The organism is Micromonospora sp. CPCC 205539 (genome assembly GCF_036906815.1).
Taxonomy (GTDB): domain Bacteria; phylum Actinomycetota; class Actinomycetes; order Mycobacteriales; family Micromonosporaceae; genus Micromonospora.
Genome location: NZ_JBAKHW010000016.1, coordinates 31,872 through 45,741 on the forward strand (window position 1 = coordinate 31,872; position 13,870 = coordinate 45,741).

The following is a 13,870-nucleotide window of genomic DNA, read 5'->3' on the forward strand; positions in this document are numbered from 1 at the left end:
CTGCTTCTCGTGACAGTGTGTTGTCTCATCTGGCGTGATCACCGTCCCTGACCGCACGACCGGTGTGATGGAGGAAGACGTCGTCGAGCGTCGGAGGCGAGACGTGCACCGCGTTGATGGGCGTGTCGAGCACCGCGCACAGCCGGGGTACGAGGGCCGCGCCGTTCTCGGTGACCACCCGGACGCCCTGCGCGTCCACCGTCGCGTCGCACGCGAAGTCCCGTCGGATCCGCATCGCCGCCCGGGCGTCGTCCGCGGTGTTCAGCCGCACGACGTCGGCGCGTACCGTCGCCTTGAGCTCCGCGGGCGTGCCCCGCACGACCGCACGACCCCGGTCGAGCACCAGGATCCGGTCACAGCGTTCGGCCTCCTCCAGATGATGCGTGGTCAGGAAGACGGTGAGCGGGCGATCGCGGCGGAGCGCGTGGATGTGATCCCACACGCCGGCCCGGCTGTGCGGGTCGAGGCCGGCGGTCGGTTCGTCGAGGAACAGCACCGCCGGTTCGTGCAGCAGACTCCGGGCGATCTCGAGGCGCCGGCGCATGCCACCGGAGAGGGTCCTGGCGAGCTGGTCGCGCCGTTCGGCCAGACCGAAGAGGTCGAGGAGGTGCCCGGCCCGGGCGGGAAACGTGCGGCGGGGCAGGCCGTAGAGGTGGGCGTGGAGCCGGAGGTTCTCCATGAGGGTGAGGTCGCCGTCGGTGGTGCTCTCCTGCAGGATCAGGCCGATGTGGCGGCGTACGTCGGTGGACGACCGCACGACGTCGAACCCGGCGACGCTGGCGTGGCCGCTGTCCGGGCGGGTCAGGGTGCAGAGCATCGCGATCGTGGTCGACTTGCCGGCGCCGTTGGGGCCGAGGAAGCCGAACATCTCGCCTGTCGCGACCTTGAGGTCGAGGCCGTCGACCGCGGCGACGCCGCCGTAGGACTTGCGTAGCGACTCGGCGACGACGGCGTTCACACCGGCACCTCCCGCCGGTCAGCTCGCTCGACCTGGGTCGCCGGGCGTTGCCGGACGAAGCCGGGCAGCGGGCCGTCCGCGTTGCGGCCCTTCTCCAGCACCGCGACGTTGTGGTAAAAGTGCACGCCCACCAGCGTGGTGTCGAACCGGGTGGGCCTGTTACTGCCCTCGGCGTCGTGCTCCTCATGGTTGAGGCCGTCGAGCAACTGCTTGAGAAAACCCATGCTCGTGCTGGCGTCGTGGAGGTTCGTCGCGTCGCCGCCGTAGGAGGGCCAGTAGGAGGTCTGGAGATCCTCGATCACGTAGAGGCCGCCGGGGCGGAGGGCGGGGAACAGCGCGTGGAAGGCGAGGATCACGTCGGCGCAGGCGTGGCTGCCGTCGTCGATGACGATGTCGAGCGGGCCGAGCCTCCCCGCCAGGCCGCCGACGAAGCCGGGATCGGAGAGGTCACCCTGGATGGGGAACACGCGCTGTTCGGCGGCGGCACTCTTGTCGTACACGTCGACGCCGTAGACCAGCGCCCTCGGGAAGTGCCGCTTCCACATCCGCAGCGAACCACCGCCGCCGCCCGGGTTGGCGTAACCGCCGATGCCCAGCTCCAGAATGGTGAGGTCCTGCTGGCGCAGCGGCGCGAAGTGCCGCTCGTAGATCGGCGTGTAGAAGTGCGGGCCCCACTTGTCGGAGCCGTTCATCAGCGCCAACTCGTCGAGCCGTGCCGGTTCGTCGGCGGTGCCGCGCAGCAGCCGCTGCACCACGGGAGCGGCGGCGACACCGACCATGAACTCCCGCGGGTCGTCCACGTCACCCCAGTCGATCCGCCGGCACAACGCGCGGGGAGCCATCGGCCCACCGAACACCGCCCTGGCCAGGGCGACGAGCTCCAGTTCGACCAGCACCGGTCGGGCGCCGTCCGGGCCGTCCGGGCCGTGCCAGACCCGGCCCTCTTCCAGGAACACCGGGTACGCCAGGGTACGACCGTCGAAGTCCAGATCGAACCTGATCGTCACCGGCCCCGGCAACGGGCCCACCTCGCCGAGGTCGGCCCGGCTGACCAACTCGTCGACCAGGGTCGCCGCGACGCGGGCCGGTCCCAGCCGGGTGATGGCCTCCGCGACCGCGTCGTCGCCGGCAGCCGCGGAGCGGATCAGCGCGCGAAGTTCTGTTGCCTCACGGAGCGTACTCATGCTGCCTCTCCTGTCCTTCGAAGGCGCGGGCCGTAGGTGGCTTCCAGGACCTCGACCGCGGCGGCGGCCCCGCCCTCACCGCGGAGGTTCCGGCCCAGCGCGTGGGCGGCGCGGGTGAGGGCGGGATCGGTGAGGCAGGCTCGTACGGCGGCGCTGAGCGTGGTCGTGCTCAGGTCGCGCTGCCAGATCGGCGGTGGCGCGACACCCCGGGCGTGCAGGGCTGCCGCCCAGCTCATCTGCTCAACGTGGAACGGCAGCGCGACCTGCGGCAGGCCTGCGGCGAGTGCGTGGTGCGTGGTGCCGAGACCGCCCGCGTGGACGGCCGCGCGGACCCGGGGGAACAGCCAGGCGTACGGCACGTCGTCGACGACCAGGACATCGTCGGTCTCGCGTGGCTCGTCGATCACGATGCCGCCGGCACCGGCGACGACCACCGCACGCACCCCCGCGCGGCGGGTGGCCTCGACGACCATCCGGCCGGTCCGCCGCGGGTCGGTGCCCACCAGGCTGCCGAGGCCGAAGAAGACCGGGGGCGCGCCCTGGTCGAGGAATCGCACCAGACTCGGCGGGGGCGTCACCCGCTCAGTCGGCAGGAACCAGTAGCCGGTGGTGTGGACCCATGGCGGCCAGTCGGGCGCCGGCTCGACGAGGTGCCGGCTGAAGGCGTGCAGGATCGGGACGGGGCGGTTGTCGACCTGATGGAACCGGTCGTGCATGCCCGCCCGGGGCGGCAGTCCCAGGTCCCGCTCCCGCCACCGCTCGATGCACTGCCGGGTGGACGCGGGTTCGCCCCGGAGCCGCGCCCGCAGATGGCTGCGCAGGTTCTCGCGGCTGGACCCGTCAGCGTCCCGTCGGGGCGGCGCAGTGCCCAGCGCGTCGATGGTCGGGTAGTAGGCCGAGGTCACACCGTGCGGATTGAGCAGGCCGAGCACGCCGGGCACCCCGACCTTCTCGGCGATGTGGTGCCCGTGGTCGGCACGGTGCACGACCAGATCGGCGCCTGCCGCGGCCTCCAGGAGACCGTTGAGGTGGGCGGGGAACAGCCGGTCGCGGATCTCCAGGGCCAGTTCGGGGTTGGGCCCCGTCGCCCTGCCGTCCTCGATCTGCCTGCGCATCCGGGGGTCGTGGATGAGGTTGAGGAGCCCGGCGTCGCGGGCGACGAACTCCACGCCGTGCCCGGCGGCGAGACCCGCGTAGGTCGAGGGTGCCGCGAGGATCGCCTCGTGGCCGGCGGCATTGAGCGCACAGGCGAGCGCGACGTAGGGCTCGGTGTCCCCCCTGCTTCCGTAGGTGCACAACATGACCCTCATGACGCGTCCCGGCCCAACGGCGGCACCGCCATCATCACCTGGAAGTAGCCGATGTCGGAGCCGGGCTCCCCGACCGGCCGGCCATCGACGGCGACCCAGGCGTGGGCCTGGAACGGCTCTGTCCGCACGCCGGTGCACCACTGCGGCCAGGCGCCCCCCGCCCGGCACAGCAGCGCCGTGGCGATCGCCCGTTGCAGGCACCATTGGCCCCGGCAGCGGGGGCTGACCGCGATGATCGCGTTGCGCGCGCGGGCAGCCTCCGCCTCCGTCGCCGGGCGGGCGCCGCGGCGGGCGAACTCCAGCACCTCCCGCAGCCGGTGGGGTGTGATCCGCGCCAGCACCCGGCCCAGACCGGCCGCGACGACAGCGCCCGGCACGAGCGACAGGGGCGGCGTCGTGGGACGCTCGAGCATCACTCCGGCGGGCATGATTCCACCAGCCTCGCGTCGAGCAGCGCACCCACCAGCGAATTCACGTCCGCTTCGACGCGTCGCGCGGAGTCGGGAAACCGCTCCCGGAGGGCGGCCGCGACGCCGTCGGGCGTCCGGCCGTCGAGCAGCATCCGCACGGTCACCGCTCCGGTGCCGTTGAGCTGCCAATAGCGGCCCGACCGCTGGTCGAGCAGCACAAGACCGTTGCTGGTTTCGGCTGAGGTCACTTCTGGAGCCAGCGCGATAGTCATCTCACTCTCCTTCGTCAGGCGGCTCGGGCCACATCGCGTAGCCAGGCCTCACAGGACAGGGTCCTTTCGAACGGGATCAATGGCTTTGAGTTCGGCAGGACGCCGAAGACGTCGGCGCGCAGCCGATCGGTGTCGATGAGGCCCATCCGGGCCAGCTCGGCGTCGTCGAAGAGCGCGAGCAGGTCGTCGCGGTGGCGGCGCAGGCCGGCGAACTGCTCGGCGCTGTAGTCGCCCTTGGTCCGCCGGTCGAGCAGCCCGTCGGGAATGATGCCCCGCATCGCCTCGCCGAGCACCGGCTTGAACCGGCCGCTGACCATCCGATCGGCGAACCGGACCGACAGCGCCGCGTTCAGCACCTGGTCATCGAGGTACGGGTTCTCGAGCGTGACGCTGTCGCGCTCCGCGACCCGCGAGCTGCGCCGTGCGGCGCTTCCGTTGAACTGGGTGATCCGGATCATCTCGTGCTGCGCGGGTGGCGTGGCCTCCGGTCGAGGTCGGCTCGCGGCCGCCTCCCGGTAGAGGCGTCGTGCCACGTCCGCGGCGTCCGCGGTGATCCACGGCGGAAGGGTCGTGGCGAGCTCCCAGTGCGCGTGCGTCATCTCACCGGGCGGCGCGGTCAACCGCCGGCCGGCACGCGCCAACCACCGGTGGTAGGGCACACCGGAGAGCAGGAACCGCGTTGTCGTGGCGACCGACCAGCGACGCATCGCCTTGGTGGTCAGGATCTGCCGCGCCGCCGCGGTGGGATGGCGCCGGGCCAGGTCGTGCAGGGTCAACGTGCTGGCGGAGAAGAGTTCGTCGCCGCCAATCCCCTGGAGGTGGCGCCGGGAGCCGTGGGACCCGACATGCGCGGCGATGCAACTGGCCAGAGCCCGCGTACGGACGAACGGAAAGGGCCCCTCGACATCGTCGTCCTCGGACACCTCGTACCAGGAGGGCGCCTCGTCGCCGGGTATCACCAGATGTTTGCCCGGCAGTTGATCCTCGCACCACCCCGCCCACCGCTCGTCCTCGTTCGACTCGTCGAGCGGCGCGAAACGGAACGTCGTCGGCTCGGCCCCGCCGGCGGCGGCGATGAAGCAGAGGCTGGTCGAGTCCAGCCCGCCGGAGAGATCAGCGCTGAACGACCCGCCGCCGCTTGGGGCGCGCGCGGCGACGGCCGCAACCAGTGCCGCCCGCACGGCGTGCGCGCCGTCGGCCAGTGACAGCTCCGGCTCCGGCGGTGTCCACCACCGATGGGTACGGGCGATCGGGTCATCGCCGTTCAGGACGAGGAACCGCCCGCCCGGCAACTGCTCGACGCCCCGCCAGACACATCGCTCGCGCAACGGCCACGGCGGCCCGAATGGTGCGACGAGTTGGAGCACGACGGCTTCCTCGTCGATGCCGGCGCCGGTCAGGGCGGCGATCGTGTCGGCACGGTCAGCCGCGACCGCGACCCGGTCGACCGAACCGGTGAAGAGCTGGTACCGGTTGGACAAGCTGCCTTGTGCCCGGGTGACCCCGCCAATCGATCCGATGAGGTGGTAGCAGCCCGGGACGTCCCTAGCGACGGCGTCCAGGTCGGCCACGGTCCGGACAGCTTCGAGCCGCCCGGTGAGACTCTCGCTGGTCTCGGCGGTCCGGCCGAGGAGCACCAGGGCACGGTCGCCGGCACGGGCCACGACGATGTCGTCGTGCTCCCAGTGGCCGATGATCCACGGCCGTCCGGACGGATGCCGGATCGACTGTCCTCCGCCGTGCCGCTGGGCCAGGGTCTCCGATGCCTCGTGGTCGGGAAGAATGATGAACCGCATGCCCGCTCCCTTCGGCGAGAATCCCGTGAGACGCATGACGCCGGGGTGGTCAGCCCTGGTGCAGTTGGCCGACCACCCCGGCGCGTTGATGCGGTGTTCGACGTGCGTTAGTTGTCGTGCGTTAGTTGTCGTGCGTTAGTTGTCGTGCGAACGTCGGATCGACTCAGAGGTCGAACCAGCCGCCCCACAGGTCGGACCATTCTCCGGCGTTGGTGATGCGGGTGAGCTCGGTGAAGTCGCCGACCTCGACCAGCGCGGGGGCCTCGTAGCCCATCGTCTTCTCGTTCATGCTGTTCACCTCTTTGTAATCGGTGTCCGAGGCGATCCTTGTGACTGCCTCGCTGACACCAATCAGATATCCGTGGGTGACGACCGGCAATCGCGCCTTCCTGTCCGGGACAGGCCCGCACTGCTCTACCAGCGCCGATGCGGCCGTCCCGGACAGCGGCCCGGACAGGACACCGTGGTGCCAGAGGTACGCCTGGTCGTGATGGGGCCAAAGCGAAGTTTGACGCTTATGCACTGAATGAAGGTATTTCTCGCGTAAGTCCGGTTGGCCGGCGGAACGCTCAACTACGTTCACGTTGGCGGCGGCAACCGATTTGTCGCCTTCTGTACCGGCTGTGACGTGCAGAGACATGTCGTGCGGAGAAGGGCTGGGTAGCTCGATGTCCACCTACTTACACCCGAACATCAGTGAAGTAGCGGCGAATCAGCCGTGTCCACCGAAGAGGCGGCGGGCACGCTGGCTCGTCGCCGGGGTGGCCGGACTGACCGGAGTGGCCGGCTTGGCCGCCTTCGCTCCGGCGGGGGTGAGCGGAGCGTTCGGGAACGTTGGCAGCAGCCTGTCGAACGCCGGGGCCCAGGTCCTGACCGAGGGCAGCCGGACCAGCGGCGACGACCACGGAGGACAGGACCCGGGCGGCCGCGACGGCAAGGATCAGAAGAAGGACAACGACCGCGGGGACGGAAAGGGCGACGACTTCCGGACCGTGTCCTGTAACGCCGACGAGTTGATCGCGGCGATCGTACGCGCGAACGCGGGCTCCGGGGCGAGACTCCGCCTCGCCGAGAAATGCACCTACACGCTCACCAGGTCCGCTCCCCCACCGCCCGTGCCCTTCGGTGCCGTCGGCCTGCCGATCATCACCCAGCCGGTCACGATCGACGGGAACGGAGCCACCATCGTCCGCGCGGCCAACGCCACCCCGTTTCGGATCCTCGAGGTCGGAGCCGGCGGCGACCTGACGCTGCGCGACGTCACCATCAAGGGCGGCCAGGCTGCCGGTGGAGTCGGCGCTGGCGGCGGTGGCATCCGGATCGACGTCGGTGGCAGGGCCGTCATCGAGAACACCGACGTGGTCTACAACCACACCAACGGCTCAGGTGGCGGTATCGCCAACTTCGGCGTCACGAAGATCCTTGGCGGGAGCGACCACGGCAAGGACCGGGACGGCAAGGAGAAGGAGAAGGAGAACAGCAGCAACATCAGCAACAACAGCGCCGTGTTCAGTGGCGGAGGCATCTTCAACAACGGCAACCTCATCGTGCAGAACACCCGACTGAGCTACAACAACACGATCGGGATCTTCAGCGCCCTGCCGCTGGGTGGGACGGGTGGAGGGCTGTCGAACAGCCAGGTCGCCGTGCTCGAGAACGTCCGCCTGGACAACAACACCGCCGGCTTCCGTGGCGGTGGCATCAGCGGCGGCATCAACTCCACCACCGAAGCCAGGAACGTCGAGGTCAACGACAACCGAGCCAGCAGCGAGGGCGGCGGAATCTTCGCCGACGGCGTCTTCCACCTCAGGCATGGCAAGGTCCACCACAACGAGACCGGCCAACGCGGCGGCGGCGTGTACAACCAGATCGGCCAGTTCGTGGCCGAGGACAGCTGGATCAACGAGAACACCGCCAGCACGAACAGCACCGTCGAACACGGCGGCGGCGTCTACAACGGCAGCGGCACCGTCGTCCTGCGCCGCACCCACGTCGACCGGAACCGGGCCATCGGCTCGAGCTCCCAGGGCGGCGGAATCTACAACAACAGCAGGCTCACCCTCACCGAAAGCAAGGTCACGGACAACATCTCCACCCTGGCGCCCGGCGGGATCTTCAACGACGGCGGCCAGGTCACCGTGGACCAGAAGTCGGCCATCACCGGCAACCGGCCCACCAACTGCACACCCAGCTCGCCCCCTGTTCCCAACTGCTTCGGCTGATCGTCCGATCGCTGGGCAGTGGAGTAACGCACGAGGTGAGGGCATCCGGTCCCGCACAGGTCCGATCTCCGGAATTGGACCTGTGCGGGACCGTCGTGGATTCGTATCGTCGGCGACGTGTGGCTGGTCGGAACGCACCGCCGGTGGCCCCAGCTCGGCAGCGGCCGACCCGCTCGTCCTGGAGCTGGCCGGATCCCGCCATCGTGGCAACCACGCGCACGTCCCGACACGCGGGACAACCACCTGGGCCCGCCCCGCCGGCGTGGCGGCGGGACGGGGTCACATGCTCAGCGGGCCATCACCAGTTCTTGTACGCGACATCGCCGAGGTTGCAGAAGGTGCAGTTGGACCTCAGGAAGTTCTCCGTGCGGCGGAACTCCTCGTCGGCCAGCTGCCATCGCAGCCAGGCGGTGATGATGTGCTGGGCGTTGCGGGTAGCCATGATGTGGTCGGTGTTGTCGAGGATGTTGAACCACACGGGCACGCTGGTGTTGGTGTAGTCGCGTTCGACGTTCGGGGTGGCGAAGTCTTCGTCGCCGCCGATGTAGAGCGCCGGGTTGCGCAGATTGTTCGGACCGTTGCCGTCGAAGGAGCCGCCGGCCACGTGGATCGTGGTCTCCAGCCGCGGCTCGTCGGCCACGTCGAATGTTCCGATCGACCCACGGGAATGGCCGCCGAAGGCCACCTCAGCGAGATCGAGATCCTGGTACAGCGGGCTGCCCGACCTGGCGTTCTCGTCCTCCAACCAGTCGAGAGCGTCCACCATGTAGTCGCCACTGCTGGACGAGACCTCGCTGTAGACCACGAACCCGTGCGACGCCCACTGGCGCAGCATGTCCTCGTAGGCGGCCGGGTCGGACCCCGCTCCCGGGCCCCAGATGAGGACCGGGTGATCCACACCGTTCTGGCCGGCGTTCGTCGGGTAGACCAGCCACCCGTCGTCGCTGGGACCGGCGGTCTGGTCGATGGTCACCGCGTACGGACCGGGCCTCGTCACGTCGCTCACCGGGGGTAGCGAGCCGCCCGGCGGGTCGGTCGGGTCCGGGCCGGCGTTGTTGCCCTGGACCAGCACGTTGTCGACGGTCAACGTCTCGAGGATGCTGCTGGCGTCCAGCGTGAACCGCAGCCGCAGGTCGCGGCCATTGACCGACGCCGGCAGGTTGAACGACGCCGCGCCGGTGGCGGTGCGGGCGGTTTCCAGCGTGGTGAACGCACCGCCGGACACCGAGTAGCCCACGGTGAAGCTCTCGCCAAGGTCGAGCCCGGACGCCGCCCGGGTGTATGACACCGTCACGCTGCTGTAGCCGGTCAGGCTGATGGGCGCGGACGTCATGGACGGGTCGGACACCAACGACGCGGCCAACCGGGCGGCGCCCGCACTGTTCGTGACGGAGCCGGACGTGGTGAAGGTGCCGAGCCCGTTGGTGAAGGTCTCGCTGTAGATCGCGGTGGCGGCGGAGGCGGGGGGCATGACGGCGAAGGTGGCGCCCAGGGCGATGAGGCTGACGGACATTGCGCCGAGTGCTCGGAGTCGGCCGCTGGTGCGAGACATGTCGGAGATCCCTTCTGACTGCGCCCGATCGACTGCGGGGGCGCTGTTCTGTCGGTTACGCGAGACGCATCTGCTCCCGATGACCGAGGGGTCACTCTTCATCGGTAGGCATCGATCGAAGCAGAGACTTCCAACGTGGGGATCGGCACAATCACCAGTGTGGGCTTCGTTCGGACGCTTCAGCGCCGCCAGGTTGCGGTCGAGGTCACGCGAGGGCCGAGAGGAGGGCGAGGAGGGCGAAACGCACGACGCGCCCGAGCAGGCATGCGACGGCGAACTCCCAGTGCCGCAGGCCGGCGGTCCCGGCAGCGATGCTGACCAGAGCGAGTGGTGGGACGCCGACGGAGGCGGAGACGAGCACCGCCGGCAGACCGGTGCGGCGGCGGGAGAGCCAGCGGCGGACAGGCTCGGCCCATCGGGCAGCCCGGGCAGCCACGCGCCCGGACTGGCCGCGTCGTGCGAGCCTGCGGGCCAACCGGCCGGTTCCTCGACGAGCGGCTTCGAACAGCAACAATTTCCCCGCGGTCTGCCCGACCGCCAGAGCGACCACCACGATCACGGCGTACCCGCCCGGCCGCCCGGCGAGAACGGCGTACGCCTCCGCGTTGACGACGGGGACGAGAGCCGAGGCGAAACCGTAGCCGAGTGCGGCCGTGGCTTCGACGACACCGTTCACGCCCAGCCATCCCGTCTCAGCAGCTTGGCTACCGCCGCGGCGGACCACGCCTTGACCGCGAGGACGGCCAGCGCCACGATCACGGCCACCGTGTAGTGGCCGAAGGCCACCGCACCGATGACCCCGGCGGTGTTGACCGCCTTCGCCAGGGGCGACCAATTCAATGCCCACACGCGCCGGTCGACGACATGGAAGTAGTTCGGACTGACCACCGGCCAGCACAGGAACACCAGCGACAGCATCGTGTCCAGGACCATGAACGATGGCAGAAACACGATGGCGACCAGCGAGACATCAGGCCTCAGGGCGACCAGGCCCATACAGAGCACGGCGGTGCAGGCCCGGTCGCTCACGATGTCCAGGACGGCACCGGCCCGGGTCTCCTGGCCGAGCCACCGCGCAGCCAGGCCGTCGAGCATGTCGCCGAGCCAGTAGATGCCGTACGCCACTGCGATCAGGACGACAGAGCCGGACCCGAGGGCGACGATGCCGAGTGTGACGGCGGCGAGGGTCCTGATGACGGTGATGTAGTTGGGGACGGTGAGGAGCGGGCCGACCCGCAGGGCGGGCCGGGAGTCAACGAGAGTCACCCCTGCAGCGTGCGGTTCTGGGGCCGTCCGGCGGAACGTACCGGGGTGCCGACCTCGGCGCGGCTGCGGTACCGGGGTACCGGTTGGGCTGGTACCTGGGTACCTGGCTGACCCAGGGCGGATCATCGAGACTGTGCAGGTGGTTACCGCAATCGGGCACTGGGTGCGCAGCCTCGAAGGAGTGCGCCGGCTCACCTACGCCGCGACGGGTCTGATCGTCGCAGTCGTCGTCGCGACGGTCGACGATGGTGTGCTCGTACCGGCGGGCTGGGTGTGGCTTGTGCTGCCCGCCGCCCTCACGGCCATGGCTCTACCGCGCGGCCATCGGCCAGTGGTCCTCGCGGCCTGCGCCGGGTTCGTGGCGATCGTGAGCACCGGTGAGTCGGTCCAGCTGGGCCTGGCGGCGGCCGGCCTCGTATTCGTCTCGACCTCCGAGGATCCGGCCCGCCGACCATGGCTGGGATGGGCGGCTGGCTCGGCCGGTGCCGCCGGCGCCCTCGCCATCGCCCTTCTGAACCACCGTGGGCTCTACGCCCAGCCCTTCCTCTTCGTGGCGGCCGGCTACCTCCTTGCCGTCCTGCTGCGCTCCTGGTCCCGCGGCAACGCCCTGACCCGGGAGACGACCGCGCTACGTGACCAGGCTGCCTGGCTCGAACAGCGCACCAACCTGGCCCGCGAACTGCACGACGTGGTCGGTCACCACGTCACCGCAATGGTGGTCCAGGCCGAGGCCGGGCAATTCAGCAGCGACCCGGCAGGGGCGCTGCGGACAATCGCGAACAGTGGCCGCACCGCCCTGCGCGAGCTCGACACGCTCGTCGTGCACCTCCGCGACCCGGCCGCGCCGATCGTCGTGAGCGCCCCGCCACGCCTGTCCGACATCGACGAACTGCTCGCCGAGCCGCTGCGCCAGCAGGGCGTGACGGTGCAGGTCCGCCTCGACGCCGAGCCGGGACTCGACGAGGTGGGTGTACTGGCGGCGTACCGCATCGCTCAGGAGGCCATCACCAACATCGCCCGCCACGCGAACGCCACGACCGCCTGGGTCGAGCTGATCCGCGTCGGCGGCCATGCCCGACTGCGGGTGAGCGACGACGGGATCGGTCCGCCGCAGGCCGTGACGCGCGGCTCGGGACTGCTCGGCATCGAGGAACGCGCGCGGGCGCTCGGCGGCAGCGCGCACGTGAACCGGCGCCCCAGCGGCGGCACGGTGGTGGAGGCCATCCTGCCGGTGGCGAAGCCATGATCCGTGTCGTGATCGCCGACGACCAGCAACTGGTCCGCGACGGCTTCAGCCAGATCCTGCGTTCCCAGCCGGACATCCACGTCGCAGCCGACGCCGCGGACGGGCGGCAGCTCCTCGATGCCGTCCGCCGCGATCCCCGCATCGACGTCGCCCTCGTCGACATCCGCATGCCGGTGCTGGACGGCCTTCACGCCACCCGGGAGCTGGCCGCGATACCCCATGCCCCGGCCGTCATCATCGTCACCACCTTCGACGATGATGCCTACGTCCTGGACGCCATCGCCTCCGGAGCGCGTGGGTTCCTCCTCAAACGCAGCAGTGCCCACGACCTCTTGTCCGCCGTGCGTACCGTCGCGGCCGGCGGCGCGATCCTCTCGGCCGAGATCACCGGCGCCGTTCTCGATCGTGTGCGGTCGACCGGCCCGGTCACCCGGGTGGATCTCGCCGCCCACCAGCTGACCGCGCGCGAGACCGACGTGCTCACGTTGATCGGCGCCGGGCTCAACAACGACGAGATCGCGCGAAACCTTCATCTGTCCATGAGCACGGTGAAGACCCACGTCGCGAACGTGCTGGCAAAGACCGGCAGCCGCGACCGCGTGCGAGCCGCCATCCTGGCCATCCAGGCCGGCCTCTCCCCGCCGCCCTAGGCGCCATTGACGTGTGGTGCCCGCCTGGCGAGCAGGAAGACCGCGCCCACCACGAGGGCCAGGGCGAGCGCCTGACCGAGGACGAACAACGGGCCGGTGCGGATCACCTCGTCCAACCAGAACAGCCCGACCAGGATGGCCACCAGCGGGTCGGTGACCGTGATCGCGGCCAGCGCGGGCGCGCCCATCGGGCCGGCCTGGTAGGCGTTCTGGCTGAGCAACACCCCGAACGGGCCGAGCACGGCGATGGCGTACGCCTGCCACTGACCGAAGATCGCCGCCGGGTTCTCCTCGAGGTGGAGCGCCAGGCTGCTGATCAAGCCGGCCGTCACGCCGTAACAGATGCCGGCCGCGATGGCCAGGGGCAGCGGGCGCCAGCGCCGGTTCAGCCCCAACGCGGCCACCACGCTCAGTCCCACGCCGACGACCACGGCGACGCAGAGCAGGAACGCCGGCCAGAACGACTCGAGCCCCGCACCCCGACCGCGGGTCGGCCGGGCGATCGCCAGGAAGGCGGCCAGCCCGATCAGGCAGAGCATCGACTCCATGAGCATCGTCCGGTCGACGCGGTCGTGCCCGGCTGCGGCGAACAGCAGGATGTACCAGACGAGCCCGGTGACCAGCAGTGGCTGCACCAGGATCAGCGGGACCAGGCTCAACGCCACCACCTGGAGGGCGAACGCCACCAACGCGAGCACCACGGACCACCGCCACCCCCGCAGGCGGAAGAGCGCCAAGAGCAGGCTGGGTCGGCCGGCCGGCGCCTCGGGCACCTGGTGCGAGGCGCGGAACTGCAGGACCGACGACCCGGCGAACGCCGCCGCGGCGCCGAGGGCGACCGGTATCCCGGCCGCCATCTCCCACACCGCGTTCATCGCGCGCCAGCCGGACCGTTCACCTGGGCTGCCTCCTCCACCAAGGGACGTCACGTGTCGGTCCGCGCTGACGCAGCAGCACCGCGACCCGGTCAGGGGTGCCGGACGGGCCGATCGTCCGTGTCTCCG

The 13,870-nt window shown here is 70.3% G+C and carries 14 protein-coding genes; 3 read left to right on the forward strand and 11 right to left on the reverse strand.

What is annotated here, in order from left to right:
- Window positions 1-25 precede the first annotated feature (25 nt).
- From V6V47_RS16110 to V6V47_RS16140, 7 genes are all read right to left on the reverse strand, one after another.
- Window positions 26-958, reverse strand: coding sequence for an ABC transporter ATP-binding protein (locus V6V47_RS16110; protein WP_334629029.1), 933 nt, complete (start codon window positions 956-958; stop codon window positions 26-28).
- Window positions 955-2,142: a class I SAM-dependent methyltransferase gene (locus tag V6V47_RS16115; protein ID WP_334629030.1), complete on the reverse strand. Its 1,188-nt coding sequence runs from the start codon at window positions 2,140-2,142 to the stop codon at window positions 955-957. The genes V6V47_RS16110 and V6V47_RS16115 overlap by 4 nt, the downstream gene beginning before the upstream one ends.
- Window positions 2,139-3,452, reverse strand: a complete 1,314-nt coding sequence (locus tag V6V47_RS16120; RefSeq protein WP_334629031.1) for a glycosyltransferase — start codon at window positions 3,450-3,452, stop codon at window positions 2,139-2,141. Before V6V47_RS16120 ends, V6V47_RS16115 begins: the two co-directional genes overlap by 4 nt.
- Window positions 3,449-3,880, reverse strand: coding sequence for a lasso peptide biosynthesis B2 protein (locus V6V47_RS16125; RefSeq protein ID WP_334629032.1), 432 nt, complete (start codon window positions 3,878-3,880; stop codon window positions 3,449-3,451). The genes V6V47_RS16120 and V6V47_RS16125 overlap by 4 nt, the downstream gene beginning before the upstream one ends.
- A complete protein-coding gene (locus tag V6V47_RS16130; RefSeq protein ID WP_334629033.1) occupies window positions 3,865-4,134 on the reverse strand; it encodes a lasso peptide biosynthesis PqqD family chaperone in 270 nt (89 codons plus the stop codon). Before V6V47_RS16130 ends, V6V47_RS16125 begins: the two co-directional genes overlap by 16 nt.
- A 14-nt stretch (window positions 4,135-4,148) precedes the next feature.
- Window positions 4,149-5,930, reverse strand: coding sequence for an asparagine synthase-related protein (locus tag V6V47_RS16135; protein ID WP_334629034.1), 1,782 nt, complete (start codon window positions 5,928-5,930; stop codon window positions 4,149-4,151).
- A gap of 163 nt (window positions 5,931-6,093) precedes the next feature.
- Window positions 6,094-6,570 carry a lasso RiPP family leader peptide-containing protein gene (locus V6V47_RS16140; RefSeq protein ID WP_334629035.1) on the reverse strand — a complete coding sequence of 159 codons (477 nt, stop codon included), beginning with the start codon at window positions 6,568-6,570 and terminating at the stop codon, window positions 6,094-6,096.
- Here V6V47_RS16140 and V6V47_RS16145 point away from each other — a divergent pair.
- A complete protein-coding gene (locus V6V47_RS16145; RefSeq protein WP_334629036.1) occupies window positions 6,569-8,152 on the forward strand; it encodes a hypothetical protein in 1,584 nt (527 codons plus the stop codon). The two genes, V6V47_RS16140 and V6V47_RS16145, sit on opposite strands and share 2 nt — an antisense overlap.
- Before the next feature lie 298 nt (window positions 8,153-8,450).
- Here V6V47_RS16145 and V6V47_RS16150 read toward each other — a convergent pair whose 3' ends face one another.
- The 3 genes from V6V47_RS16150 to V6V47_RS16160 form a co-directional block, all read right to left on the reverse strand.
- Window positions 8,451-9,704 (reverse strand): poly(ethylene terephthalate) hydrolase family protein, encoded by a 1,254-nt coding sequence (locus V6V47_RS16150; RefSeq protein ID WP_334629037.1) that lies wholly within the window; start codon window positions 9,702-9,704, stop codon window positions 8,451-8,453.
- A 205-nt stretch (window positions 9,705-9,909) separates the two neighbouring features.
- Window positions 9,910-10,380, reverse strand: coding sequence for a VTT domain-containing protein (locus tag V6V47_RS16155; RefSeq protein WP_334629038.1), 471 nt, complete (start codon window positions 10,378-10,380; stop codon window positions 9,910-9,912).
- Window positions 10,377-10,970 (reverse strand): CDP-alcohol phosphatidyltransferase family protein, encoded by a 594-nt coding sequence (locus tag V6V47_RS16160; RefSeq protein ID WP_334629039.1) that lies wholly within the window; start codon window positions 10,968-10,970, stop codon window positions 10,377-10,379. The genes V6V47_RS16155 and V6V47_RS16160 overlap by 4 nt, the downstream gene beginning before the upstream one ends.
- A gap of 139 nt (window positions 10,971-11,109) precedes the next feature.
- Between V6V47_RS16160 and V6V47_RS16165 the strand changes: the two genes are divergently transcribed.
- Both V6V47_RS16165 and V6V47_RS16170 read left to right on the forward strand, forming a co-directional pair.
- Window positions 11,110-12,216, forward strand: coding sequence for a sensor histidine kinase (locus V6V47_RS16165; protein WP_334629040.1), 1,107 nt, complete (start codon window positions 11,110-11,112; stop codon window positions 12,214-12,216).
- Window positions 12,217-12,224: 8 nt separating this feature from the next.
- Entirely contained in the window at window positions 12,225-12,866 is a 642-nt protein-coding gene (locus tag V6V47_RS16170; RefSeq protein ID WP_334629041.1) for a response regulator transcription factor, read from the forward strand.
- On the opposite strand, the gene V6V47_RS16175 is transcribed toward V6V47_RS16170, so the two are convergent.
- Window positions 12,863-13,741: a DMT family transporter gene (locus V6V47_RS16175; protein WP_334629042.1), complete on the reverse strand. Its 879-nt coding sequence runs from the start codon at window positions 13,739-13,741 to the stop codon at window positions 12,863-12,865. The genes V6V47_RS16170 and V6V47_RS16175 overlap by 4 nt on opposite strands.
- Between the last annotated feature and the right edge of the window lie 129 nt (window positions 13,742-13,870).

Coding starts and splice junctions, on each gene's coding strand:
- V6V47_RS16130 (WP_334629033.1), bottom strand. CDS start 4,134: ATGACTATCGCGCTGGCTCCAGAAGTGACCTCAGCCGAAACCAGCAAC.
- V6V47_RS16140 (WP_334629035.1), bottom strand. CDS start 6,570: ATGTCTCTGCACGTCACAGCCGGTACAGAAGGCGACAAATCGGTTGCC.
- V6V47_RS16115 (WP_334629030.1), bottom strand. CDS start 2,142: ATGAGTACGCTCCGTGAGGCAACAGAACTTCGCGCGCTGATCCGCTCC.
- V6V47_RS16150 (WP_334629037.1), bottom strand. CDS start 9,704: ATGTCTCGCACCAGCGGCCGACTCCGAGCACTCGGCGCAATGTCCGTC.
- V6V47_RS16120 (WP_334629031.1), bottom strand. CDS start 3,452: ATGAGGGTCATGTTGTGCACCTACGGAAGCAGGGGGGACACCGAGCCC.
- V6V47_RS16145 (WP_334629036.1), top strand. CDS start 6,569: ATGTCGTGCGGAGAAGGGCTGGGTAGCTCGATGTCCACCTACTTACAC.
- V6V47_RS16135 (WP_334629034.1), bottom strand. CDS start 5,930: ATGCGGTTCATCATTCTTCCCGACCACGAGGCATCGGAGACCCTGGCC.
- V6V47_RS16175 (WP_334629042.1), bottom strand. CDS start 13,741: ATGAACGCGGTGTGGGAGATGGCGGCCGGGATACCGGTCGCCCTCGGC.
- V6V47_RS16125 (WP_334629032.1), bottom strand. CDS start 3,880: ATGCCCGCCGGAGTGATGCTCGAGCGTCCCACGACGCCGCCCCTGTCG.